Here is a 20,514-nt window from a genome sequence, read left to right as displayed (position 1 = left end):
GCTCCTGTCATGCCCTGTCACGCCTTCAGATGATCGATCAACTGGCGCGCATACAGGGGTAATTCACTGAACTGGCGTACGCAGATCGTGAGATTGCGTACCGACCAGGGATCGGATAATTCCAGGCAACGCAGCGCCATCGTCTGCTGGCAGCGGCTGGCCGCCGCCAGCGGCACCACGCTGATGCCCACGCCGCTGGCCACCATACGGCAGACGGCATCGAAGCTGCGCAGGCGCACGCGTACCTTCAGCGGACGCCCCAGGCGCGCCGCATGCATGCCCAGGTATTGCTGCATCGCGCTGTCGTCGGCCAGGCCGATGAAATCGTGATCCAGCACGCTGACAAAATCGACGACGCCATCCTGGCCGAGCGCGCGGTGGTGCACGCCGTCGGCGGCGGCGATGACCACCAGCCGGTCGGGGCGGAACAGAAACGTCTGCAAGCCGCGCATGTCGACCGAGTCGGACACGATGCCCATGTCGGCCAGCCCCTCCGAAACGGCCTTGACGATATCGTAACTGAGACGCTCTTCCAGGTCGATGGTCAGGTTCGGATGGCGGTCGAGAAAAGCCCCGAGCGCCTCGGGCAAAAATTCGCTGAGCGCGGCCGTATTGCACAGCAGGCGCAACTGCCCTTTCAAGCCGCGCGCAAATTCGCCAAGTTCGCCGCGCATTTTTTCCATTTGCAGCAGCACCAGGCGCGCGTGATGCAGCAAGGTCTGCCCCACTGGCGTCGGTTCCACGCCGCGCCGCCCGCGCAGCAGCAAAGGCATGCCCAACATCTCTTCCATGCCGCGCACGCGCGCGCTGCTCGACGCCAATGCGAGATGGCTGCGCGCGGCGCCCGCCGTCAGGCTGCCCGCCTCCACCACGTTGACAAACAGCTGCAAATCGACCAGATCAAAGCGCATGCCAGCTCTCCTTTTCGCCATCTTACCAGCCTTCGCATTTAACTAAGGCTGACTCAAAATAATCCGCCTTGGCGAAATCCGCAAGCGCGCGCAGAATCCACGCAGCTCACTGTGGAATAGAAAAAATGGAGACCTCATTCCTGCTGGCCGTCGGCGCCAGCTTCCTCGTCGCTGGCTTCGTCAAGGGCGTAGTCGGACTGGGCTTGCCGACGGTGGCCATGGGCACGCTCAGCCTTGTCATGCCGCCCGTGCAGGCAGCCGCCCTGCTGATCGTGCCATCGATGGTGACGAACGTGTGGCAGCTGGCGGCCGGCCCCGGCCTGCGCGTCCTGCTGCGCCGTTTGTGGCCCATGCTGGCCGCCGTCATGGCCGGTACCGTGGCGGGCGGCTCCCTGCTGCCGAAAGACAGCGGCGCCTGGGCCGTCGTCGCGCTGGGCGTGGCGCTGATGCTGTATGCGCTGGCGGGAGTATTCTCGCTGCAGCTGCGCGTGCCGGCGCGCCACGAAGCCTGGCTGGGGCCCATGGCGGGCGCCGCGACGGGGCTGGTGACGGCCGCCACGGGCGTGTTCGTCATCCCCGCCGTGCCGTATCTGCAGGGACTGGAGCTGGCGCGCGATGCGCTGGTGCAGGCGCTCGGCCTGGCGTTTACGGCTTCGACCGTGGCGCTGGCGGCCAGCCTGGCCCTGCACGGCGACTTCAGTCTCGGTGCGGCCTGGACCTCCGCGTATGCGCTGCTGCCGGCGCTGGCCGGCATGCTGGCCGGTCAATGGCTGCGCGGGCGCATTGCGCAACAGGTGTTCAAGCGGTGCTTTTTTGTCGGGCTGTTCGCCCTGGGCCTGCATGCGGCGGTCAAACCATGGCTGGCGTGATCAAAGTAACGGCTGCGGGCGAGCATGCGCTGTCGGCCTGCATCGATGGGCAGCAGGTAGCCATGCTCGATTTCAGTCCCTGCGGCGCGCAAGCCACGCTCAATATGCTGTTCGTGAAACCGCCGTTTCGCCATCGCGGCGTGGCCAGGGCATTGATGCGCGAAATCCTGCGGCGCTATGCGCAAGTGCGCTGGGTCAATCGAGGCCGAGAATGGACGCGACCGACAGTTCGAGCTGTTCGACCAGCTCCGGCTGCATGAATTGATACTCGTCGGGGATGTCGAGCACATGGATAATCTTGTGCTCGAGCAGGCGGCCAAACTGCGCGCGCAGGCGCGACTTGTGCTTCTCTTCCATCACAAAAATAACCTCGCACCAGGCCAGGTCATTCGCATTGACGGGATGGCGCGCGTTCGGGCTGGTACCGCCCGAACGCACGGACAGGTCGGGATGGCGGCGCCATACTCGCTCCGCCGTGGGACTACGCCACTGGTTGCGGCTGCAAACGAACAGGACGTTCAAGCGCGCCTGAACCTTAGATGCCGTAGCGCGTGCGGTACGCGGAAACAGCCTCTTTATGCTTCAGCAGTTCCGGATCGGCGCCCGCGCCATTCAGGTAGCCGAACAAATCGTCCAGGTTGCCGATCGAGATGACGGGGATGCCGTACTGTTTCGACACTTCCTGCACGGCAGAACTTGGCGACAGCTGGCCGTCCGGGCCGGAACGCTCCATGCGGTCCAGGGCGATCAGCACGGCGCACGGTTCGGCGCCGGCGGCGCGTATCATGTCCACCGATTCGCGCACCGAGGTGCCGGCCGAGATCACATCGTCAATGATGACAACCTTGCCATGCAGCTTGGCGCCGACGATGGTGCCGCCTTCGCCGTGGTCCTTGGCTTCCTTGCGGTTGAAGGCGAACGAGGTGTTGCGGCCCTTGCCGGCCAGTGCCACGGCGGTGGCCGACGCCAGCGTGATGCCCTTGTAGGCGGGGCCGAACAGCATGTCGAATTCCACGCCCGAGTCGAGCAGGGTCTGCGCGTAGAACTGCGCCAGCTCGGCCAGGGTGGCGCCGTCGTGGAACAGGCCCGCATTGAAGAAGTACGGCGATGATCGCCCGGCCTTGGTGGTGAACTCGCCAAACCGCAAGACTCCCTTGGATACTGAAAACGCGATAAACTGCTGGCGTAAATTATTCACATTAGCCTCATTTTTTAAAAGTGCCTGTATTTTAATCCGCGCGCACCGGCGAGACAATCGCCATGCCGCGCCCGCCGGCCCCGTACAACGCCCTTTTCACTCTCGACCTATGCCAAAAATTATTTCCGCCAATCTGAACGGTATCCGTTCCGCCGCCAAAAAAGGCTTTTTCAACTGGATGGGCACGCAGACGGCCGATTTCATCTGCGTGCAGGAATTGAAGGCGCAGCTGCCCGACATGACGCCGGAATTCCTCAACCCGCACGGCTACCATGGCCATTTCCACTACGCCGAGAAAAAGGGCTATTCCGGCACGGGCGTGTACAGCAAGGTCGAGCCGGACGCCGTGCATATCGGTTTCGGCAGCCCTGAATTCGACGCCGAAGGCCGCTACGTGCGCTGTGATTTTGGCAACCTGTCCGTCATTTCCGTGTACTGCCCATCCGGCTCGTCCGGCCCCGAGCGCCAGGAAGCCAAGTTCCGCTTCATGGAACTGTTCCTGCCGCATCTGCTGGCATTGAAGGCGCTGGGCCGCGAAGTGGTCATCTGCGGCGACTGGAACATCGCCCACCATGAAATCGACCTGAAGAACTGGAAGGGCAACAAGAAGAACTCCGGCTTCCTGCCCGAGGAACGCGCATGGCTGACGCGCGTCTTCGACGAAGTGGGCTTTGTCGACGTGCACCGCGGCCTGGACAAGCGCGAAGACCAGTACACGTGGTGGAGCAACCGCGGACAAGCCTACGCGAAGAACGTGGGCTGGCGCATCGACTACCACGTCGCCACCCCCGGCATCGCGGCCCAGGCGCATACGGTCAGCGTCTACAAGGATGAGCGTTTTTCCGACCATGCGCCGTTGATCATCGATTACACGATCAAGGGCTGATCGGATACGTCCCTGGTGGTGTCGGATTACCCGAGCACGCGCCGGCTTTCAAAGTGGCGCGGCTCGCCGCTCAAAGGGTCCGTAAAATCGATGGCCCGCGCCAGCAGCCGCAAGGGCTGCGACATATCGTCTTCCTTGCACGGCAGGGCCACCGGGTAAAACGCATCGTTGACGATGGGGATGCCCAGCGCGGCCAGGTGCACGCGCAGCTGGTGCTTGCGCCCCGTGTGCGGCTGCAGCCGGTACAGGGCCACGTCGCCGCGCTCTTCGATGATCTCGATGATGGTTTCCGAATTCGGCTCGCCCGCCTCTTCGCGCATGAGAAAAAACTGCGCGCCCTCGACCATGCGGCTGCGGTAGGTGAATGGAAAATCGCGCTCCGCCAGCACGGGCGCCAGCGCCTCGTACGTCTTGCGCACTTCGCGGCGCTGGAACAGCGATTGATAGGCGCCACGGCTGGCTATCTTGCGCGAAAAAATCACTACGCCGGCCGTCTCGCGGTCGAGGCGGTGGATCGGCGTGAGGTCGGCACAGTCCAGCTTTTTCTTCAGGCGCGTCAGCAAGGTCTCCTGCACGAAGCGCCCGGCCGGCGTCATCGGCAGAAAGTGCGGCTTGTCGACCACCACCAGGTGTTCGTCCTGGAACAGGATCTCTTCGTGGAAGGGAATCGGCGTTTCCCGCTCCAACTCGCGGTAGTAAAAAATGCGCATGCCGCGCCGGTATGCGCTGTCGGGCGCCAGCACGGCGCCGTCGCCATCGACCACTTCTCCGCGCGCCATGCGGTCCTGCCATTGCGCCGCGCTGATCTGCGGATAACGCTCGAGCAGGAAGGACAGCATGTCCGGCCACTGCCCTTCCGGCAGCCACAGGTAGCTGGGCGCCACGCCGTCGCGCATGGGCAAAGGAGCGGCGGCGTGACGCTTCGACATTCTAGCGCTGCGCGATGGCGGTGCTGCGGTACGGCGGCAAGGCGTCGACGCTGACGCCCTTGCTGCGCGCGTACAGCGGCAGCACTTGCGTCATGTGGCTGTTCATCTGCGAGATGCGGTCCTTGCCCGACGGGTGCGTCGAGAGGAATTCCGGCGGCGCGCCCTTGCTTACGGCCGCCATTTTCTGCCACAGGATGACGCCGGCGCGCGGGTCGAAGCCGGCGCGCGCGGCCAGGTCCATGCCGATCAGGTCCGCTTCGCGTTCGTCGTCGCGCGAAAACTTCAGCATCACGCCCTGCGCCGCCATATTCGTGGCGGTACTGGTGATGCTCGGATCGACGCCGAGCCAGGCCGACAGGCCGGCGCCGGCCAGCTTGGCGCCGACGGCGGCCAGGTTGCCCTTGCCGGCCTGCGCCTGCGAGTGTTCGCGCAAGGCGTGCGAAATCTCATGGCCCATGACGATGGCCACTTCGTCGTCGGTCAGATTCAGCTTGGTGATGATGCCGCTGTAAAAAGCGATCTGCCCGCCCGGCATGCAAAAGGCATTGACCTGGTCGGAATTGAGCAGGTTGACCTGCCAGTTCCAGTTGGCCGACGCCTCGTTCCAGCGCGTGGCGAACGGGATGATGCGCTGGGCGATGGCGCGCAGGCGTTTTACCTGCGGGTCGCTGTCGGGCACCAGCGCATTTTTTTCCTTCGCCTCGTTGACCAGCTGCGTATATTGCTGCTTCGATTGTTCATTGAAATCGGCGCCGCCGGCAAAGATGCGCGAAGTCGACAAGGGACGTACCTTGATGCCATCCTGGACCGTCGCCTGCTGGGCGTGGGCGGACAGGGACGACAGCGCGGTGGCCGCGCACAGGCTGGCCAGGATGGCGTAACGTTTAAGGGATATTGGTGCCATTGGCAGACCTCCATGGAGCAATTTTAGGCAGCATCATCATGGCCGGGAAGGCCAGGAAGAAGCACACGATGAAAAACGAGAACCAGCCCAGCTCGGCGACCAGGAAGCCCACCGAGGCATTGATCAGGGTGCGCGGCACGGCGCTGAGGCTGGAAAACAAGGCATATTGCGTGGCAGTGTAGCGCGGGTCCGTGCTGCGCGACAGGAACGCGACAAAGGCGGCCGCACCCAGCCCCAGGCTGGCGAACGCTTCAAAACCGATCACGGCGCTGAGCAGCACGGTATTCGGCCCCACCTGCGCCAGCCAGGCGAAGCCGAGAATCGCGATCGCCTGCAGCGCGCCAAACACCCACAGACCCCGGTTGATGCCCAGCTTGAGCATCCACACGCCGCCCACCACGCCACCGGCCAGGCTGGCCCAGAAACCCGTGGTGTTGGCGGCCAGGCCGATCTGCGTCATGGAAAAACCCAGGTCCAGATAAAACTTCGTCGCCAGCGCCGTGGCCATGCTGTCGCCGATTTTGTAGAGTAATACGAAGGCAAGGATCCACATTGCGTTACGCCAACCATCGCGCGCGATGAATTCCTGGAACGGCAGAATGATCGCTTCGCGCATGGTCTTTGGCGGCGAGCCGTACACGGTCGGCTCCTTGATCAGCAGGGTGCAGACAAAACCCGGCAGCATGAAGGCGGCCGTGATCCAGAACACGGGCTGCCACGGCATGCGGTCGGCCAGGATCAGCGACAGCGCGCCCGGCACCATGCCCGCCACTTTATACGCGTTGACGATGACGGCGGCGCCCAGGCCCTGCTCGTTGTCACTGAGGATTTCACGCCGGTAGGCGTCGATGACGATGTCCTGGCTGGCCGACAGGAAGGCCACGCCGCCGGCAGCGGCCGCGATCAGGCCAATCTGGGTGAGCGGATCGAGCATGCCCATGGCGCCGATGGAAAAGAACAGCGCCACTTGCGTCAGGGCCATCCAGCCGCGCCGGCGTCCCAGTCCCAGGATGCGGTAGCGATCCATCAGGGGCGCCCACAGGAATTTCCAGATGTACGGGAACTGCACCAGGGCGAACAGCCCCAGCGCCTTGACGTTCAAGCCCGACTTGGCCAGCCACGCCTGCAGCAGGTACAGCAGGATGAACAGGGGCAGGCCGGAACTGAAGCCCAGCACCAGCACGGCCAGCATGCGGCCATTGGCATAGGAACGCCAGCCAGGCGCCGGGCTTTTGCTCATCAATGCACCGCTTTTTTACGCAGGCGGAAGACGGCCAGGTCGCCACGCAAATTCGGCAGCACGGAGACCATCTTGCCTTCGGCCAGGGCCACGCATTCGATCACTTCCAGGCCGCATTCCTCGGCCAGCTCGCGGAAGTCCTGGATGGTGGCGCAGCGCACGTTCGGCGTGTCGTACCACTGGTAAGGCAGCGATTTCGACACGGGCATGCGGCCTTTCAGCAACGCCACGCGGTGCGGCCAGTAGGCGAAGTTGGGGAACGAGACGATGGCTTCGGCGCCCACGCGCACGATGTCGCGCAGCAGCGGCTCGACCTGCTTCATCATCTGCAGGGAGGACAGGCACAGCACCGTGTCGAAGCTGTTGTCGCCAAAAATCGACAAGCCCTTTTCCATGTCTTGCTGGATCACGTTCACGCCACGGCGGGTGCTGGCCAGCACCTTGTCGTCGGCGATCTCGATGCCGTAACCACTGCACTCCTTGTCGCTTTGCAGGTACTGCAGCATCACGCCTTCGCCGCAGCCCACGTCCAGCACGTGCGCGTTATTCGGCACCCAGTGGGCGATGAAGGCCAGGTCGGGGCGCAGCGCGCTCAATTCTTCAAAAGTCATGCTGTCTCCTTGGCGCCCTGGCGGACGGCGGTATGCAGTGCGGGAGCCGGCAAGCCCGCCCCGATGTCGTTCCAAACCTGGCCATAATAGGCGCGCACCATGTTCATGTAGCGCGCATCTTCCAGCAAAAAGGCGTCGTGGCCGTGCGGCGCGTCGATTTCCGCATACGTGACCTGGCGGCGGTTGCAGACGAGCGCTTCGACAATCTCGCGGCTGCGCTCGGGCGAAAAACGCCAGTCGGTGGAAAACGAGGCGAGGAAGAACTTGGCCTTCGTGCCCGACAGGGCCTTGGCCAGGTCGCCACCATGCGCGCGCGCCGGGTCGAAATAGTCGAGCGCCTTGGTGATCAGTAAATACGTGTTGGCGTCGAAGTATTCGGAGAACTTGTCGCCCTGGTAGCGCAAATACGATTCGATCTCGAAGTCGATGCCGAAGCCGAATTTGTAGTCGCCCGTCTGCGCCGCATCGCGCAGCTTGCGGCCGAATTTTTCCGCCATGTCGTCATTCGACAGATACGTGATGTGGCCCACCATGCGCGCCACGCGCAAGCCGTTCTTCGGCACCACGCCGTGCGCATAGAAGTCGCCGCCATGGTATTCAGGGTCGGACAGGATGGCCTGGCGCGCCACGTCGTTGAAGGCGATGTTTTGCGCCGACAGCTTGGCCGTCGAGGCGATCACCACGCAGTGGCGCAGCCGCTCGGGGAACATGATGCTCCACGCCAGCGCCTGCATGCCGCCCAGGGATCCCCCCATCACGGCGGCGAATTGGGTGATACCCAGTTCATCGGCCAGGCGCGCCTGCGCGCTGACCCAGTCTTCCACCGTGACGACCGGGAAAGCGGCACCATACGGCTTGCCGGTGGCGGGATTGGTGTGCATGGGGCCCGTCGAGCCGAAGCAGGAGCCGAGGTTGTTGACGCCGATGACGAAGAATTTGTCCGTGTCGAGCGGCTTGCCGGGACCGACCATATTGTCCCACCAGCCCGTGCTCTTCGGCTGGTCCGCGTAGACGCCGGCCACGTGGTGCGAGGCGTTCAGGGCGTGGCAAACCAGCACCGCGTTCGATTTGTCGGCGTTCAGGGTGCCGTAGGTTTCATACATCAACATATAGTCCCGCAGCGATGCTCCGCTTTGCAGCTGCAGGGGTTGCGCAAAATACATGGTTTGCGGCGAAACGATTCCAATGGATGACATGTGTGTCGGTTTATAAAAGGGGGGCGGCCCCACGGGCCATGGTCGATGCAGCACCGCGATGATAGGTGCTGCAACTTTAGCATCAGGACACCTCTTGCCGCGCGCGACGTGTCCCGATGCTGATAGGTGACAGTTTACATGAGCTGCAACTGTTGTACGGCTTCCGCGATCACATTTGGCTCCATGGAACGCATAATTTTGCGCATTTGTGGCGCAATCAGGCCCAGGTCGCTGTTGAGGATCTCTTGCTTGACCGCCAACAGCTGGGCCGGATGCATGGAAAACTCGCGCAGTCCCATGCCCAGCAACAGGCGCGTGAGCTTCACATCGCCCGCCATCTCGCCACAAACGGCCACGTCGATGCCCGCCTTGTGGCCGGCCGCGATCGTCATGGAGATCAGTTGCAGCACGGCCGGGTGCAGCGGATTGTACAAATGCGCCACTTCGTAGTCGACCCGGTCGATGGCCAGGGTGTACTGGATCAAATCATTCGTGCCGATCGACAGGAAGTCCATGCGCTTGACGAACATGGGCAGGGCCAGCGCGGCGGCGGGAATCTCGATCATGGCGCCCACTTCGACCTCGTCGTCGAACTTGACGCCTTCCTCGCGCAGGCTGGCCTTCGCTTGCGCGATCATGGCCAGCGACTGGTCAATCTCGAACGCATGCGCGAGCATCGGGATCAGGATGCGCACCTTGCCAAAGGCGGAGGCGCGCAAAATGGCCCGCAGCTGCGTCAGGAACAATTGCGGCTCGGCCAGGCAGTAACGGATGGCGCGCAGGCCCAATGCGGGATTCAAGGCCGTATGGTCGGCCTGGTCGAGCGGCTTGTCGGCGCCGATGTCGAGCGTGCGGATGGTTACCACGCGGCCCTTCATCGACTGCACCGTGTTGCGGTAAGCCTCGAACTGCTCGTCCTCGGTGGGAATCTTGTGGGCGCGGCCCATGAACAGGAATTCGGAGCGGAACAGGCCCACGCCGCTGGCGCCCGACTCCAGCGCAAATGGACAATCCTCGGGCAATTCGATATTCGCCAGCAGGGTGATGGGGGTGCCGCATTTGGTGACGGCCGGCGTCTTTTTCAGCTTGCCCAGCTTTTTACGGGCGCGCTGCATGGCCGTCTGGCGCTCGCGGTACTGCTCCAGCACCAGGGCGCTGGGGTTGGCGATGACGACGCCGGCGTCGCCGTCGATGATCAGCCAGTCATCCTGGTCGATCAGCATCGATGCCTGCGACATGCCGACGGCGGCGGGAATGTCGAGGCTGCGCGCGACGATGGCCGTGTGCGAGTTCTGCCCGCCCACGTCGGTAATGAAGCCGATGAAGGAACGGTCGCGGAACTGCAGCATGTCGGCCGGCGAGATATCGTGCGCGACGACGATCATCTGCGCCATCAATTCATCTTCGGCCGCCGCCTTGGGCAGCAGCTGCTCCGTGCCCAGCAAGACTTTCAAGACGCGTTCGGCCACCTGCTGGATGTCGGCCTTGCGCTCGCGCAGATACGGGTCTTCGATTTCGTCGAACTGCGCCGACAGTTCATCGATCTGCGTCAGCAGCGCCCATTCGGCGTTGTAGTGGCGCTTGCGGATGATGTCGAGCGGCGCTTCGGAAATCATCGGGTCGGACAGGATCAGCGCATGCACGTCGATGAAGGCGCCCAGTTCCGTGGGCGCATCCTTGGGCAGCTCGTTCCACAAGGTTTGCAGTTCCTTGTGGACGGTGGCGATGGCGCTTTGCAGGCGCTGCACTTCGGCTTCGATCTGCTCCTGCGCGACCAGGTAATGTTTGACGTCAAGGGCGGCCGGCGCCAGCAGATGCGCGCGGCCAATGGCGATGCCGCGGGAAACCGGGATGCCGTGGAGCGTGAAAGATGCCATGGGTTGACCTGTCGGAATGCGGCTGCGGCTGCGTTCGGCGGGCATTACTCGCCTTCGCCAAACCTGTCATTAATCAGGGCGGTCAACGCATCGACACATGCCTGCTCATCATCGCCCTCGGCTTCCAGGGTCACTTTCGCGCCCTTGCCGGCGGCCAGCATCATCACGCCCATGATGGACTTGGCGTTGATGCGACGCGCGTTGCGGGTCAGCCAGACGTCGCTCTTGAACTTGGCGGCGAGCTGGGTAAATTTGGCGGAGGCGCGTGCGTGCAGTCCCAGCTTGTTGATGATTTCGAGTTCTCTTTGAATCATTTTTGTATGGTCTCTATCCCTGAATGCACTGCATTGTTGCCAGCCCTGGCTATAAAACCCGCCGCCTTCAGGGCGGCGGCCATGTCACTCTTTACTCGCCCACGCGAATGCGGTTATCGACGCGCACGGCGCCGCTTTGCGCACCGGCCAGCGCCATCTCCACCACCACGTCGAGCGTGTCGCGGCGATACGTGATGGCGCGCAGCAGCATCGGCAGGCTGATGCCGGCGATGACTTCCACCCTGCCCGCGTCGGCCAGCTTGTTGCAGCAGTTCGACGGCGTGCCGCCCTTCACGTCCGTAATCACCAGTACGCCGGAACCGTCGTCGAGGCGGCAGATGGCGTCCGACGCCAGCTTCTGCACTTCCGCCAGGTCCTGGTCGGCGACGACGTCGATGGCTTCAAACCGTTCCGTTGCCCCCCGGAACACATGCGCGCAGGCCGCGATGAACGCCTGTCCCAGCGGTGCATGTGTCATGAGCAAAATCCCTACCATAGTCACTCACCTTCTAGCGCTGCTGCGCTTGCGCAACGCCATGCTCGACGGCGTCGACAAACATGGCCGCCACGTCAAAACCCGTCTGCTGCATGATTTCCTGGAAGCAGGTCGGGCTGGTGACATTGACTTCCGTCAGGTAGTCGCCGATCACGTCCAATCCTACCAGCATCAGGCCGCGCGCGGCCAGAATAGGACCCAGCTTTTCAGCGATTTCCAGGTCGCGCGCCGTCAATGGCTGCGCCACGCCCGTGCCGCCGGCGGCCAGATTGCCCCGTACTTCGCCCGCCTGCGGGATGCGCGCCAGCGAAAACGGCACCGGTTTGCCGCCGATGACGAGGATGCGCTTGTCGCCCTTGACGATGTCGGCGATGAAACGCTGCGCCATGATGGTCTGCGCGCCGTTCTCCGTCAGCGTCTCGATGATGGCACCCAGGTTCAGGCCGTCGGCCTTGACGCGGAAGATGCCCGCGCCGCCCATGCCGTCGAGCGGCTTGAAGATGACGTCCTGGTGCTTGGCGTGGAAGGCGCGCAGGCGCGCTTCGTCCGACGTCACCAGGGTCGGCGACGTGAATTCGGAAAACTGCGCGATGGCCAGCTTTTCATTGTTGTCGCGGATGGCGGACGGCTTGTTGAAGACGCAGGCGCCCTGCTTTTCCGCCAGTTCCAGCAGATACGTGCCATACACGTATTCCATGTCGAACGGCGGATCCTTGCGCTCGACGACGGCGTCCAGGGCCGACAGGCGCACTTCTTCGGTGGAGACGACCTTGTACCAGTCGTGTTCGTCGCCCGTCAGCTCGATGTGTTTGATCCGTGCCGTAACGATGCCTTCTTCCAGCGCCATGTCCTTCTGTTCGAAGGCGTAGACGGCATGGCCGCGTTTGACCGCCTCGCGCATCATGGCGAAGGTGGAATCTTTGTAAGTCTTGAAGCCTGCCAGCGGGTCGGCAAGGAATGCAATTTTCATGGTGCGTCCAATCGGGGAGCCTGGATAAGGAATGCTTGATTCTAGCCGAGATCGCCAGGCGCGGTAGTCGCCGCGCCTGGCGAGTCTCCTGGATCGATCAATACACCTCGGGATTCGGGTCCGTGCGCTCCATTTCCAGCGACGCGGCCAGCAAGGCCAGGCGCGCCACCACACCGTACACATAAAAGCGGTTCGGCGCGGCCGTGCCCGGCTTGGCCTTCAAGTCCGGCACGGCATGCTGCTGGGCAAACGCCAGCGGCACGTACTGCGAGCCGGGCGCGTTCAGGTTCTGGTCCACGCCTTTTTCAGCATGCACGCGGTAGAAGCCGCCCACCACGTAGCGGTCGATCATGTAGACAACGGGCTCGGCCACGGCATCTTTGATGCTTTCAAAGGTCGGCACGCCTTCCTGGATGATGACGTCGGTCACCAGCTGGCCATCCTTGACGATCGACATTTTTTCGCGCTGCTTGCGCGACAGGTCGCGCACTTCGCTCGCGTCGCGCACCGTCATGATGCCCGTACCATACGTGCCCGCATCGGGCTTGACGATGACAAACGGCTTTTCCTTGATGCCGTATTCCTTGTATTTCTTGCGGATCTTGGCCAGCAGCACGTCGACGCTGGCGGCCAGCGCATCCTCGCCCTCGCCTTCCTGGAAATTCACGTCGCTGCACTTGGCGTGGAAGGGGTTGAGCATCCACGGGTCGACATCGATCATCTTGCCGAATTTTTTCACCACTTCATCGTAGGCCGTATAGTGGTTGCTCTTGCGGCGCAAGGCCCAGCCCGCATGCAAGGGCGGCAACAGGCTTTGCTCATGAATATTTTGCAAGATATCGGGGATGCCGTCCGACAAGTCGTTATTCAGCAGAATCGTGCACGGATCGAAATCCTTCAAACCCAGGCGACGGCCGTTGTTCAGGCGCACGAGCGGCTCGATGACGAGCATATTGCCGTCCGGCAGGGCCAGCGGTGTCGGCTGGGTAATCTCGGGCGACCAGGAACCGAAGCGCACGTGCAAGCCCGTCTGGCGGAAGATTTGCATCAGGCGCGCCACGTTCTGCAAGTACTGCGGCGTGGTGTTGTGCAATTCCGGCACGATCAGCAGGTTACGGGCGTCCGGGCAATACTTGTCGATGGCGGCCATGGCCGCTTGCACGGACAGGGGCAGCATTTCCGTGGCCAGGTTATGGAAACCGCCAGGGAACAGATTGGTATCGACGGGCGCCAGCTTGTAGCCGGCGTTACGCAAGTCTACCGAGCAATAGAAAGGCGGCGTGTGCTCTTGCCACTCCATGCGAAACCAGCGCTCAATGGCCGGCGTCGCGGCCAGAATCTTTTTTTCGAGGTCGAGCAGCGGTCCGGTCAGGGCCGTGACGAGATGGGGAACCATAGTTACATCCTTAAATTATGTGCAGTATTCAAAAAAGCACACAGAACTGCCGACTATATTACCGTGTAAGTACCCCAAATCGGGGCAAAAGCCTTGTTTTAAAGACCTTTTACATTCCCACAACGAAAAAAAGGCACCTCAATGAGGCGCCTTTTCCAACCGGACATGCCGCGCCGGGGCGCTGGCATGCCAGATAGTGATTATTTAACCATGATACGCTTGCTCGCCATGGCTCGTGATATCGAGGCCTTCGCGCTCTTCTTCTTCCGGTACGCGCAGGCCGATGACGATGTCGACCAGCTTATAGGCGATGACGGAAACGATGGCCGACCAGAGGATGGTGGTGCCGACCGCTTGCGCCTGCACCCACACCTGATGGCCGATCGAGTAGGGATCCGCCGACATCTTGTTGGTGACATAGTCGAAGATGCCTTGGCCGCCCAGTTGTGGTGCGGCAAACACGCCCGTCAGCAAGGCACCCAGGATACCGCCCACGCCATGCACGCCGAACACGTCGAGCGAATCGTCGGCGCCAATCAGGCGTTTCAGGCCATTCACGCCCCACAGGCAGACGACACCGGCCAGCAAGCCGATGACCAGGCCGCCCATCGGGCCGACAAAGCCGGCCGCCGGGGTGATTGCCACCAGGCCGGCCACTGCGCCGGACGCGCCACCGAGCATCGATGGCTTGCCTTTGCTGATCCACTCGCCAAAGACCCACGACAGGGTGGCGGCGGCAGTGGCCAACAAGGTGTTGACGAAAGCCAGGGCAGCCACGTCGCCCGCTTCCAGCGAGGAACCGGCATTGAAACCGAACCAGCCCACCCACAGCAACGACGCGCCGATCATGGTCATCGTCAGCGAGTGCGGCGCCATCGATTCGCGGCCGTAACCGACGCGCTTGCCGATCATGATCGCACCCACCAGGCCGGCGACGGCGGCATTGATGTGCACCACGGTGCCGCCGGCGAAGTCCAGCGCGCCTTTTTGCCAGATCCAGCCAGCCTTCAGGGCTTCGCTGGCCGAGGTGGCGGCGTTGGTGATCAGGTCAGGACCGGTCCAGAACCACACCATGTGGGCCGCTGGCAGGTAGGCGAACGTGAACCACAGCACGACGAAGGCCAGCACGGCGGAAAACTTGGCGCGCTCGGCAAAGGCGCCGACGATCAGTGCGCAGGTGATGGCGGCAAACGTGCCCTGGAAAGCGACAAAGACGAACTCAGGAATGACGACGCCCTTGCTGAAGGTCGCGGCGGCGGCAAACGTGCCCTTGGCCGGATCCCAGATACCGTTCAGGAACAGGCGGTCGAAGCCACCGAAGAAGGCGGTTTTTTCCGTGAAAGCGATCGAGTAGCCATAGATGCACCACAACACGATGACCAGCGCGAACACCATGAACACTTGCATCAGCACCGACAGCATGTTTTTCGAACGCACCAGGCCGCCGTAGAACAGGGCCAGGCCGGGGATGGTCATCAAGATCACCAGCAAGGTGCTGATCATCATGAAGCTGGTATCTCCCTTGTTGGCGACGGGCGCAGCGGCTGGCGCGGCAGCGGCCGGGGCCGGCGCGGCGGCAGCCGGAGCTGCTGCGTCAGGCACCGGGGTGACGGCAGGAGCGGCGACGGCCGACGTCGTGGCAGTCTCCGTCTTGGCGGGAGCATCGGCAAAGCTCGGCGCGGCGACACCGAACGCACACAGACAGGCAAACCCAGCTAGCAATTTTGTTATATTTTTACGCATCAATATTCCCCTTAGAGCGCTTCGTTGCCGGTTTCGCCGGTACGGATGCGGATGACTTGTTCCAGGTTATAGACGAAAATCTTGCCATCGCCGATTTTACCGGTACGCGCGGCGCCTTCGATCGCTTCGATGGCCTGGTCGACAATGGCGTCATCGACAGCCGCTTCGATCTTGGTTTTTGGCAAGAAATCTACGACATACTCGGCGCCACGGTAGAGTTCCGTGTGACCTTTCTGGCGGCCGAAACCCTTGACTTCCGTGACGGTAATGCCTTGCACATTGATAGCCGACAAAGCTTCGCGTACTTCGTCCAGTTTGAACGGCTTAATGATTGCAGTAATCATTTTCATGGCAGTCTCGCTTAAAAGGTTTTGGATACGGTCAGCACGAGACCGGATTTCGCCAGATTCTTGCCATTTGGTGCCAGCGACGAAATGTTGGCCTTCACGGCGGCGAGAGAAACGGTCGCCATGCCGAAGTCCTTGGTCACGCCGATCTTGACATCGTTATAGCTGAGGGAATCGTTGTGCTCGACTTTCTGGCGGCCCACATGCACGTTCATGATGTAGCCGTCGATCATGTCGAAGTTGCCGCCCACGTCAAGATAGCCGCTGTTCTTGCTGTCGGCGACGCCAAACAGGTTGGTCGTCGAGTGCGAGTACTTGATGTACAGCGGGCCATAACCGAGCTGGCCGTACAGTTCGAAGGTGTTGGCATTGGTGCTCAGCCCATTCGAGGGATAGAAGTAGTACAGGCCGCCCACGTCATAGGTAACATTCTTGCTGATCTCGCCACGCTTGCCGCCGTACACATCCCATTCCAGATTGGTATCGCCGCCGCCGTCCTTGATCCATTTGATGCTCGACAACCAAGTTCCCACGTACAGGCCCGTCGGGTTATGGGTATAGTCGGCGCCGCCGCTGACGGCCGGTTTCAAGCGGCTTTGCGAAATGCCACGGTAGCGGTAGTCGCTGGTCAGCGCCACGTTATAGCTCACCACGTTATCAGGTACGGCCTCGGCTGCAGCAGGCGCCGCCACTGCATCCTGGGCCATGGCGCTACCGCACAAGGCGGTCATGGCCAGCGTCAACGCTGCAGCTAAAGTCATGTTCTTGGACAGATTCTTCATGGCGATTCCCTTTTATTGAACTTTTAAAGCGGTTGAGGTTTAAAATCTTGGCTGGAGATCACAAAGCGTTCATACCTTCTTTAGCAGAATACGTGCCAGCTCCATTGCCACCTTGACAGGTGCGTTTCCGGCCATACATACCCTGCAAGCCTGTGGGAATGCGGGTACGGGCTGCTAAAGCATTGTGAATTTGCCCAGTTTCGCACCAGATTAACGCCGCTGTGCACCGCAATGGTGCGATGCACAGGCCGCACCATAAAAGGACTGACCATGGACATGAATACCTTCTTTAACGACTTGCAAGGCAAGATCCATCAAGCCATCGAAAACTCACCTGCCAAGGATATCGAGAAAAACGTCAAGTCGATGATGACCCAGGGCTTCGCCCGCCTCGATCTCGTCACGCGCGAGGAATTCGATATCCAGGCGCAAGTGCTGGCCAAGACCCGCGCCAAACTGGACGCATTGGAATTGCGCCTGATCGAACTGGAAACGCGCCTGAACGAATCCAAGGCGTAAGGTGATGCCAGCCAGGCCGCGTTATTGACGGCCTTGCTGGCATAGCTCAAGCCTGACGGCGCTTCACGCGCTAGACTGATCCTGCCCGCGCCCGCGCCACAAGGGAGTCTGATGAGTCTGGCCGTCCTGAAAAGCCGCGCCTTGGCCGGCATGGAAGCGCCCGAGGTAAGTGTCGAAGTCCACCTTGCCAATGGTTTGCCTTCGTTTACGATTGTCGGCCTGCCGGATACGGAAGTGAAGGAATCGCGCGACCGCGTCCGTGCCGCGCTGCAAAACTGCGGCTTTGACATGCCGGCGCGGCGCATCACGGCCAACCTGGCGCCGGCGGATTTGCCCAAGGAATCGGGCCGCTTCGACCTGCCCATCGCGCTGGGCATTCTGGCCGCCTCCGGCCAGTTGCCGGGCGACCAATTACACCACTACGAATTCGCTGGCGAACTGTCGCTGTCGGGCCAGTTGCGCCCCATCCGCGGCGCCCTGGCCATGACCTTTGCCATGCAGCGCAGCCAGCCGGGCGCGCCACGCGCCTTCATCTTGCCGCAGGCGAACGCGGACGAGGCGGCGCTCGTCCGCGATGCCTGCATCTACCCCGCCCACAGCCTGCTCGAGGTCTGCGCGCATTTTGCCGCGCATGCCAGCCACACGGCCCTGCAACGCCATCAACCCATGTTGGCTGTCTCCGCTTTTGCGTATCCCGACTTTGCCGACGTGCAAGGACAGCACCAGGCGCGACGCGCACTGGAAGTGGCGGCCGCGGGCGGCCATAACGTCTTGATGGTAGGGCCGCCGGGTGCGGGCAAGACCATGCTGGCCAGCCGCTTCCCCGGCGTGCTGCCGCCCATGAGCGATGAAGAAGCGCTGGAATCGGCGGCCGTGCATTCGCTGGGCGGGCACTTCAAGGTGGAACACTGGAAACGGCGTCCCTATCGCGCCCCGCACCAGACGGCGTCCGGCGTGGCCCTGGTGGGCGGCGGCAACGTGCCACGCCCGGGAGAAATCTCGCTGGCACACTGCGGTGTGCTGTTTCTCGACGAAATCGCCGAATTCCAGCGCCGGGTACTCGATGTCTTGCGCCAGCCCATGGAATCGGGCGTGATCAGCATTTCGCGCGCGGCCCGCCAGGCCGAGTTTCCGGCCCGCTTTCAGCTGATCGCCGCCATGAATCCCTGCCCATGCGGCTATCTGGGGCACGCTTCGGGCCGTTGCCGCTGCACGCCGGACGCCGTGCTGCGCTATCACAGCCGCCTGTCCGGCCCGCTACTCGACCGTATCGACTTGCAGATTGAAGTGGCCGCCATGCCGCCCACGGCGCTGGGCCGGCACGCAGGCGCCGGCGAAAGCACGCAAGCCATCGCCACGCGGGTAGCGGCGGCCTTTGCCCTGCAGCTGGCGCGCCAGGGCAAAGCGAACCAGCGCCTGAGCAGCGCGGAAATCGAACAGCATTGTCGTCTGGAAACGCATGGCGAACAGCTGCTGCATGGCGCCATGGCGCGATTGCACTGGTCGGCGCGCACGTATCACCGGGTACTGCGCGTGGCGCGCAGCATCGCGGACCTGGCGGGCAGCCCCGGCATCACGCAGGCACATGTCGCCGAAGCGATCCAGTACCGGCGCGTGCTGCGTGAAATATAAGCCGGCCGCTGGCCCCACACGTGCGCGATTGCGCATGATCGGCGGCGCTGCTACCATCTGCTGATGAAAAAACCATCACTTGCCCTCTTTCTGGCTACGCTCGCGGCCGCCAGCGTCCTGTCCGCCTGCAGTCCGAAGTTCGACTGGCGCGACTATCGCAGCCCCGACGCCCAGTTCACGGCCCTGTTTCCAGGCAAGCCTGCCGTGCTGACACGCGAGATCGATCTCGATGGCAAGAAAGTCAGCCTGACCATGACGGCCAGCGAAGTCGATGGTAATACCTTCGCCATCGGCAGCGCCGTGCTCGACAGCGCAGAACAGGCGCAAGCGGCCCTGCCCGCCATGCAGACTGCCCTGTTGAAAAATATCAACGGCACCGTGCGCAGCGAAAAATCGGCATCGGCGGCCAGCAGCACGGCTGCGGGAACGCACCAGCGCAGTTCGCTCAGCATCGAGGCCAAAGGCACGCAACAAGGCAAGCCTGTCTTGCTGGTCGGGCGTTTTGTGGCGCAGGACAAACGCATCTTCCAGATCATCATTCTCGGTGAAGAAAGCAAGCTGTCGCGTGACACCATCGACACCTTCATGGACTCGGTGAAACTGGATTAAGACTTAACGATCGCTTAAACGGGTATTTTCACGGTAAGCGAGCTCTTGTAAATACGTGCGTTGTCCAACAGATGGCCCTATCCGGCTTGCAAATATGCAATCCGGGACAAACGGACGGCCTGTGCGACATTTCAAGTCGTGATATTGTTTCGACACTAACAACAAGTTTCAGAAAGCGCTTATGTTGATCTCATTCAAATCCAAATCTTCCCCTGAAGTGCTGATGTACCAGGAACATGCCCAGCGTATCCTCGACATCCTGCACAAGAACCCCACGCGCGGCGTCATCACGCCAGCCGAAGCGGGCGATGCCCTGGCCCTGCTGGAAAAAGAAGTCGCGGAAAGCAAATTGCATCCGGAAAATGACATCGAACACGATGCGCATACGCCGGAAACGCTGGAAGATGGCGAAACGGGTGCCCATGCGCGCGCGCAAAAAGTGCATTTCTCGCAGCGCGCCTATCCTTTGATGGAAATGCTGCGCTCGGCCAAGGCGGAAAATGAAAGCATCACCTGGGGCATCTGATCCGATGAATGCTGCAGACGAAAAAAACCCCGCACCTAGCGGGGTTTTTTTATATAACAAGCCTGACGATAACCTACTTTCACACTGGTTGCAGCACTATCATCGGCGCAAAGTTGTTTCACGGTCCTGTTCGGGATGGGAAGGGGTGGTACCAACTTGCTATGGTCATCAGGCATAACTTTTTCAACAACCTGCTCCCAGCGGGGCAGCAAGTCATCTGATCTGAGGAGGCGAATTATACCCCAGGTCAGCTTGACGCACAAGCGCGTAAGCCGGCATTAGCACGAATGTCAACAATGTTGTTGGATTACGCTCCGCTAATCCGACCTACCCGCCATCCAATAAACGTAGGCCGGCTTGGCGCGCAGCGCGTAAGCCGACAAGCACCCGCAGCCTATAACGCAAACAAACCACCAGACGAAAAAAAAACCCCACCATTGCTGGCGGGGTTTTTCTCTTACTGCGAATAACAAGCCTGACGATAACCTACTTTCACACTGGTTGCAGCACTATCATCGGCGCAAAGTTGTTTCACGGTCCTGTTCGGGATGGGAAGGGG

At 61.8% G+C, this 20,514-nt stretch carries 23 protein-coding genes and 2 rRNA genes; 7 read left to right on the top strand and 18 right to left on the bottom strand.

Features of this window, described 5'->3' with window-relative positions:
- Positions 1–17: 17 nt before the first annotated feature.
- Entirely contained in the window at positions 18–911 is an 894-nt protein-coding gene (locus GYK42_RS14935; RefSeq protein WP_166448135.1) for a LysR substrate-binding domain-containing protein, read from the bottom strand.
- A gap of 125 nt (positions 912–1,036) precedes the next feature.
- Here GYK42_RS14935 and GYK42_RS14930 point away from each other — a divergent pair, with 125 nt between their 5' ends.
- Both GYK42_RS14930 and GYK42_RS29740 read left to right on the top strand, forming a co-directional pair.
- The gene (locus tag GYK42_RS14930; protein WP_166448134.1) at positions 1,037–1,780 is read left to right on the top strand and encodes a sulfite exporter TauE/SafE family protein; all 744 of its coding nucleotides are present in this window, start codon (positions 1,037–1,039) and stop codon (positions 1,778–1,780) included.
- The gene (locus GYK42_RS29740; protein WP_431190175.1) at positions 1,678–2,040 is read left to right on the top strand and encodes a GNAT family N-acetyltransferase; all 363 of its coding nucleotides are present in this window, start codon (positions 1,678–1,680) and stop codon (positions 2,038–2,040) included. Before GYK42_RS14930 ends, GYK42_RS29740 begins: the two co-directional genes overlap by 103 nt.
- On the opposite strand, the gene GYK42_RS14920 is transcribed toward GYK42_RS29740, so the two are convergent.
- On the bottom strand, positions 1,976–2,302 hold the full coding sequence (locus tag GYK42_RS14920) for a low molecular weight protein tyrosine phosphatase family protein (RefSeq protein ID WP_205711412.1): 327 nt from the start codon (positions 2,300–2,302) through the stop codon (positions 1,976–1,978). The genes GYK42_RS29740 and GYK42_RS14920 overlap by 65 nt on opposite strands.
- Before the next feature lie 13 nt (positions 2,303–2,315).
- A complete protein-coding gene (gene pyrE, locus GYK42_RS14915; protein ID WP_071325453.1) occupies positions 2,316–2,978 on the bottom strand; it encodes an orotate phosphoribosyltransferase in 663 nt (220 codons plus the stop codon).
- A gap of 109 nt (positions 2,979–3,087) precedes the next feature.
- On the opposite strand from pyrE, the gene GYK42_RS14910 reads away from it, so the two are divergent.
- A complete protein-coding gene (locus GYK42_RS14910) occupies positions 3,088–3,864 on the top strand; it encodes an exodeoxyribonuclease III (RefSeq protein ID WP_099379999.1) in 777 nt (258 codons plus the stop codon).
- A 26-nt stretch (positions 3,865–3,890) separates the two neighbouring features.
- On the opposite strand, the gene GYK42_RS14905 is transcribed toward GYK42_RS14910, so the two are convergent.
- From GYK42_RS14905 to GYK42_RS14845, 13 genes are all read right to left on the bottom strand, one after another.
- The gene (locus tag GYK42_RS14905) at positions 3,891–4,793 is read right to left on the bottom strand and encodes a pseudouridine synthase (protein ID WP_166448132.1); all 903 of its coding nucleotides are present in this window, start codon (positions 4,791–4,793) and stop codon (positions 3,891–3,893) included.
- A 1-nt stretch (position 4,794) separates the two neighbouring features.
- Positions 4,795–5,697: a M48 family metallopeptidase gene (locus tag GYK42_RS14900; protein WP_166448131.1), complete on the bottom strand. Its 903-nt coding sequence runs from the start codon at positions 5,695–5,697 to the stop codon at positions 4,795–4,797.
- The gene (locus tag GYK42_RS14895) at positions 5,678–6,937 is read right to left on the bottom strand and encodes an AmpG family muropeptide MFS transporter (protein ID WP_166448130.1); all 1,260 of its coding nucleotides are present in this window, start codon (positions 6,935–6,937) and stop codon (positions 5,678–5,680) included. The genes GYK42_RS14900 and GYK42_RS14895 overlap by 20 nt, the downstream gene beginning before the upstream one ends.
- On the bottom strand, positions 6,937–7,548 hold the full coding sequence (metW, locus tag GYK42_RS14890; protein WP_166448129.1) for a methionine biosynthesis protein MetW: 612 nt from the start codon (positions 7,546–7,548) through the stop codon (positions 6,937–6,939). Before metW ends, GYK42_RS14895 begins: the two co-directional genes overlap by 1 nt.
- A complete protein-coding gene (gene metX, locus GYK42_RS14885; protein WP_166448128.1) occupies positions 7,545–8,744 on the bottom strand; it encodes a homoserine O-succinyltransferase MetX in 1,200 nt (399 codons plus the stop codon). The genes metW and metX overlap by 4 nt, the downstream gene beginning before the upstream one ends.
- 134 nt (positions 8,745–8,878) lie before the next feature.
- Positions 8,879–10,621 (bottom strand): phosphoenolpyruvate--protein phosphotransferase, encoded by a 1,743-nt coding sequence (gene ptsP / locus GYK42_RS14880; protein ID WP_046683536.1) that lies wholly within the window; start codon positions 10,619–10,621, stop codon positions 8,879–8,881.
- A gap of 44 nt (positions 10,622–10,665) precedes the next feature.
- A complete protein-coding gene (locus tag GYK42_RS14875) occupies positions 10,666–10,935 on the bottom strand; it encodes an HPr family phosphocarrier protein (protein ID WP_034749416.1) in 270 nt (89 codons plus the stop codon).
- Between the two features lie 91 nt (positions 10,936–11,026).
- Positions 11,027–11,431: a PTS sugar transporter subunit IIA gene (locus GYK42_RS14870; RefSeq protein ID WP_166448127.1), complete on the bottom strand. Its 405-nt coding sequence runs from the start codon at positions 11,429–11,431 to the stop codon at positions 11,027–11,029.
- A 13-nt stretch (positions 11,432–11,444) separates the two neighbouring features.
- On the bottom strand, positions 11,445–12,401 hold the full coding sequence (gshB, locus tag GYK42_RS14865; RefSeq protein ID WP_166448126.1) for a glutathione synthase: 957 nt from the start codon (positions 12,399–12,401) through the stop codon (positions 11,445–11,447).
- Positions 12,402–12,498: 97 nt separating this feature from the next.
- Entirely contained in the window at positions 12,499–13,797 is a 1,299-nt protein-coding gene (gene gshA, locus GYK42_RS14860) for a glutamate--cysteine ligase (RefSeq protein ID WP_034749425.1), read from the bottom strand.
- Positions 13,798–14,001: 204 nt separating this feature from the next.
- Positions 14,002–15,540, bottom strand: coding sequence for an ammonium transporter (locus GYK42_RS14855; RefSeq protein ID WP_166448125.1), 1,539 nt, complete (start codon positions 15,538–15,540; stop codon positions 14,002–14,004).
- An 11-nt stretch (positions 15,541–15,551) separates the two neighbouring features.
- Positions 15,552–15,890, bottom strand: coding sequence for a P-II family nitrogen regulator (locus tag GYK42_RS14850; RefSeq protein ID WP_010393464.1), 339 nt, complete (start codon positions 15,888–15,890; stop codon positions 15,552–15,554).
- A gap of 11 nt (positions 15,891–15,901) precedes the next feature.
- On the bottom strand, positions 15,902–16,669 hold the full coding sequence (locus GYK42_RS14845; RefSeq protein ID WP_166448124.1) for a TorF family putative porin: 768 nt from the start codon (positions 16,667–16,669) through the stop codon (positions 15,902–15,904).
- A gap of 270 nt (positions 16,670–16,939) precedes the next feature.
- Here GYK42_RS14845 and GYK42_RS14840 point away from each other — a divergent pair, with 270 nt between their 5' ends.
- From GYK42_RS14840 to GYK42_RS14825, 4 genes are all read left to right on the top strand, one after another.
- On the top strand, positions 16,940–17,188 hold the full coding sequence (locus GYK42_RS14840; RefSeq protein ID WP_046683506.1) for an accessory factor UbiK family protein: 249 nt from the start codon (positions 16,940–16,942) through the stop codon (positions 17,186–17,188).
- 111 nt (positions 17,189–17,299) lie between these two features.
- Positions 17,300–18,820: a YifB family Mg chelatase-like AAA ATPase gene (locus tag GYK42_RS14835; RefSeq protein ID WP_166448123.1), complete on the top strand. Its 1,521-nt coding sequence runs from the start codon at positions 17,300–17,302 to the stop codon at positions 18,818–18,820.
- Between the two features lie 63 nt (positions 18,821–18,883).
- Entirely contained in the window at positions 18,884–19,429 is a 546-nt protein-coding gene (locus tag GYK42_RS14830; RefSeq protein ID WP_082654635.1) for a hypothetical protein, read from the top strand.
- A 181-nt stretch (positions 19,430–19,610) separates the two neighbouring features.
- Entirely contained in the window at positions 19,611–19,955 is a 345-nt protein-coding gene (locus GYK42_RS14825; protein WP_034749443.1) for a DUF1840 domain-containing protein, read from the top strand.
- A 60-nt stretch (positions 19,956–20,015) separates the two neighbouring features.
- Here the strand turns inward: GYK42_RS14825 and rrf (GYK42_RS14820) are convergent.
- Together rrf (GYK42_RS14820) and rrf (GYK42_RS29735) are read right to left on the bottom strand one after the other, a co-directional pair.
- Positions 20,016–20,128, bottom strand: a 5S ribosomal RNA gene (gene rrf / locus GYK42_RS14820).
- 300 nt (positions 20,129–20,428) lie between these two features.
- Positions 20,429–20,514, bottom strand: a 5S ribosomal RNA gene (gene rrf, locus GYK42_RS29735); the annotation flags it as partial.

Origin of the sequence: Janthinobacterium lividum, from assembly GCF_011601275.1 — a bacterium.
Classification (GTDB): domain Bacteria; phylum Pseudomonadota; class Gammaproteobacteria; order Burkholderiales; family Burkholderiaceae_D; genus Janthinobacterium; species Janthinobacterium lividum_E.
The sequence above is the reverse complement of the archived record's forward strand: the minus strand, read 5'-3'. Positions and strand labels throughout refer to the sequence as shown.

Excerpts from the sequence above, each read along its gene's own strand:
- GYK42_RS14845 (WP_166448124.1), bottom strand. The coding sequence starts at position 16,669 with ATGAAGAATCTGTCCAAGAACATGACTTTAGCTGCAGCGTTGACGCTG.
- ptsP (WP_046683536.1), bottom strand. The coding sequence starts at position 10,621 with ATGGCATCTTTCACGCTCCACGGCATCCCGGTTTCCCGCGGCATCGCC.
- GYK42_RS14900 (WP_166448131.1), bottom strand. The coding sequence starts at position 5,697 with ATGGCACCAATATCCCTTAAACGTTACGCCATCCTGGCCAGCCTGTGC.
- GYK42_RS14895 (WP_166448130.1), bottom strand. The coding sequence starts at position 6,937 with ATGAGCAAAAGCCCGGCGCCTGGCTGGCGTTCCTATGCCAATGGCCGC.
- GYK42_RS14910 (WP_099379999.1), top strand. The coding sequence starts at position 3,088 with ATGCCAAAAATTATTTCCGCCAATCTGAACGGTATCCGTTCCGCCGCC.
- GYK42_RS14905 (WP_166448132.1), bottom strand. The coding sequence starts at position 4,793 with ATGTCGAAGCGTCACGCCGCCGCTCCTTTGCCCATGCGCGACGGCGTG.
- GYK42_RS14835 (WP_166448123.1), top strand. The coding sequence starts at position 17,300 with ATGAGTCTGGCCGTCCTGAAAAGCCGCGCCTTGGCCGGCATGGAAGCG.
- GYK42_RS29740 (WP_431190175.1), top strand. The coding sequence starts at position 1,678 with ATGGCTGCGCGGGCGCATTGCGCAACAGGTGTTCAAGCGGTGCTTTTT.
- gshA (WP_034749425.1), bottom strand. The coding sequence starts at position 13,797 with ATGGTTCCCCATCTCGTCACGGCCCTGACCGGACCGCTGCTCGACCTC.
- gshB (WP_166448126.1), bottom strand. The coding sequence starts at position 12,401 with ATGAAAATTGCATTCCTTGCCGACCCGCTGGCAGGCTTCAAGACTTAC.
- GYK42_RS14870 (WP_166448127.1), bottom strand. The coding sequence starts at position 11,431 with ATGGTAGGGATTTTGCTCATGACACATGCACCGCTGGGACAGGCGTTC.
- GYK42_RS14875 (WP_034749416.1), bottom strand. The coding sequence starts at position 10,935 with ATGATTCAAAGAGAACTCGAAATCATCAACAAGCTGGGACTGCACGCA.
- GYK42_RS14935 (WP_166448135.1), bottom strand. The coding sequence starts at position 911 with ATGCGCTTTGATCTGGTCGATTTGCAGCTGTTTGTCAACGTGGTGGAG.
- metX (WP_166448128.1), bottom strand. The coding sequence starts at position 8,744 with ATGTCATCCATTGGAATCGTTTCGCCGCAAACCATGTATTTTGCGCAA.
- GYK42_RS14840 (WP_046683506.1), top strand. The coding sequence starts at position 16,940 with ATGGACATGAATACCTTCTTTAACGACTTGCAAGGCAAGATCCATCAA.
- GYK42_RS14850 (WP_010393464.1), bottom strand. The coding sequence starts at position 15,890 with ATGAAAATGATTACTGCAATCATTAAGCCGTTCAAACTGGACGAAGTA.
- GYK42_RS14930 (WP_166448134.1), top strand. The coding sequence starts at position 1,037 with ATGGAGACCTCATTCCTGCTGGCCGTCGGCGCCAGCTTCCTCGTCGCT.
- GYK42_RS14830 (WP_082654635.1), top strand. The coding sequence starts at position 18,884 with ATGAAAAAACCATCACTTGCCCTCTTTCTGGCTACGCTCGCGGCCGCC.
- GYK42_RS14825 (WP_034749443.1), top strand. The coding sequence starts at position 19,611 with ATGTTGATCTCATTCAAATCCAAATCTTCCCCTGAAGTGCTGATGTAC.
- metW (WP_166448129.1), bottom strand. The coding sequence starts at position 7,548 with ATGACTTTTGAAGAATTGAGCGCGCTGCGCCCCGACCTGGCCTTCATC.
- GYK42_RS14855 (WP_166448125.1), bottom strand. The coding sequence starts at position 15,540 with ATGCGTAAAAATATAACAAAATTGCTAGCTGGGTTTGCCTGTCTGTGT.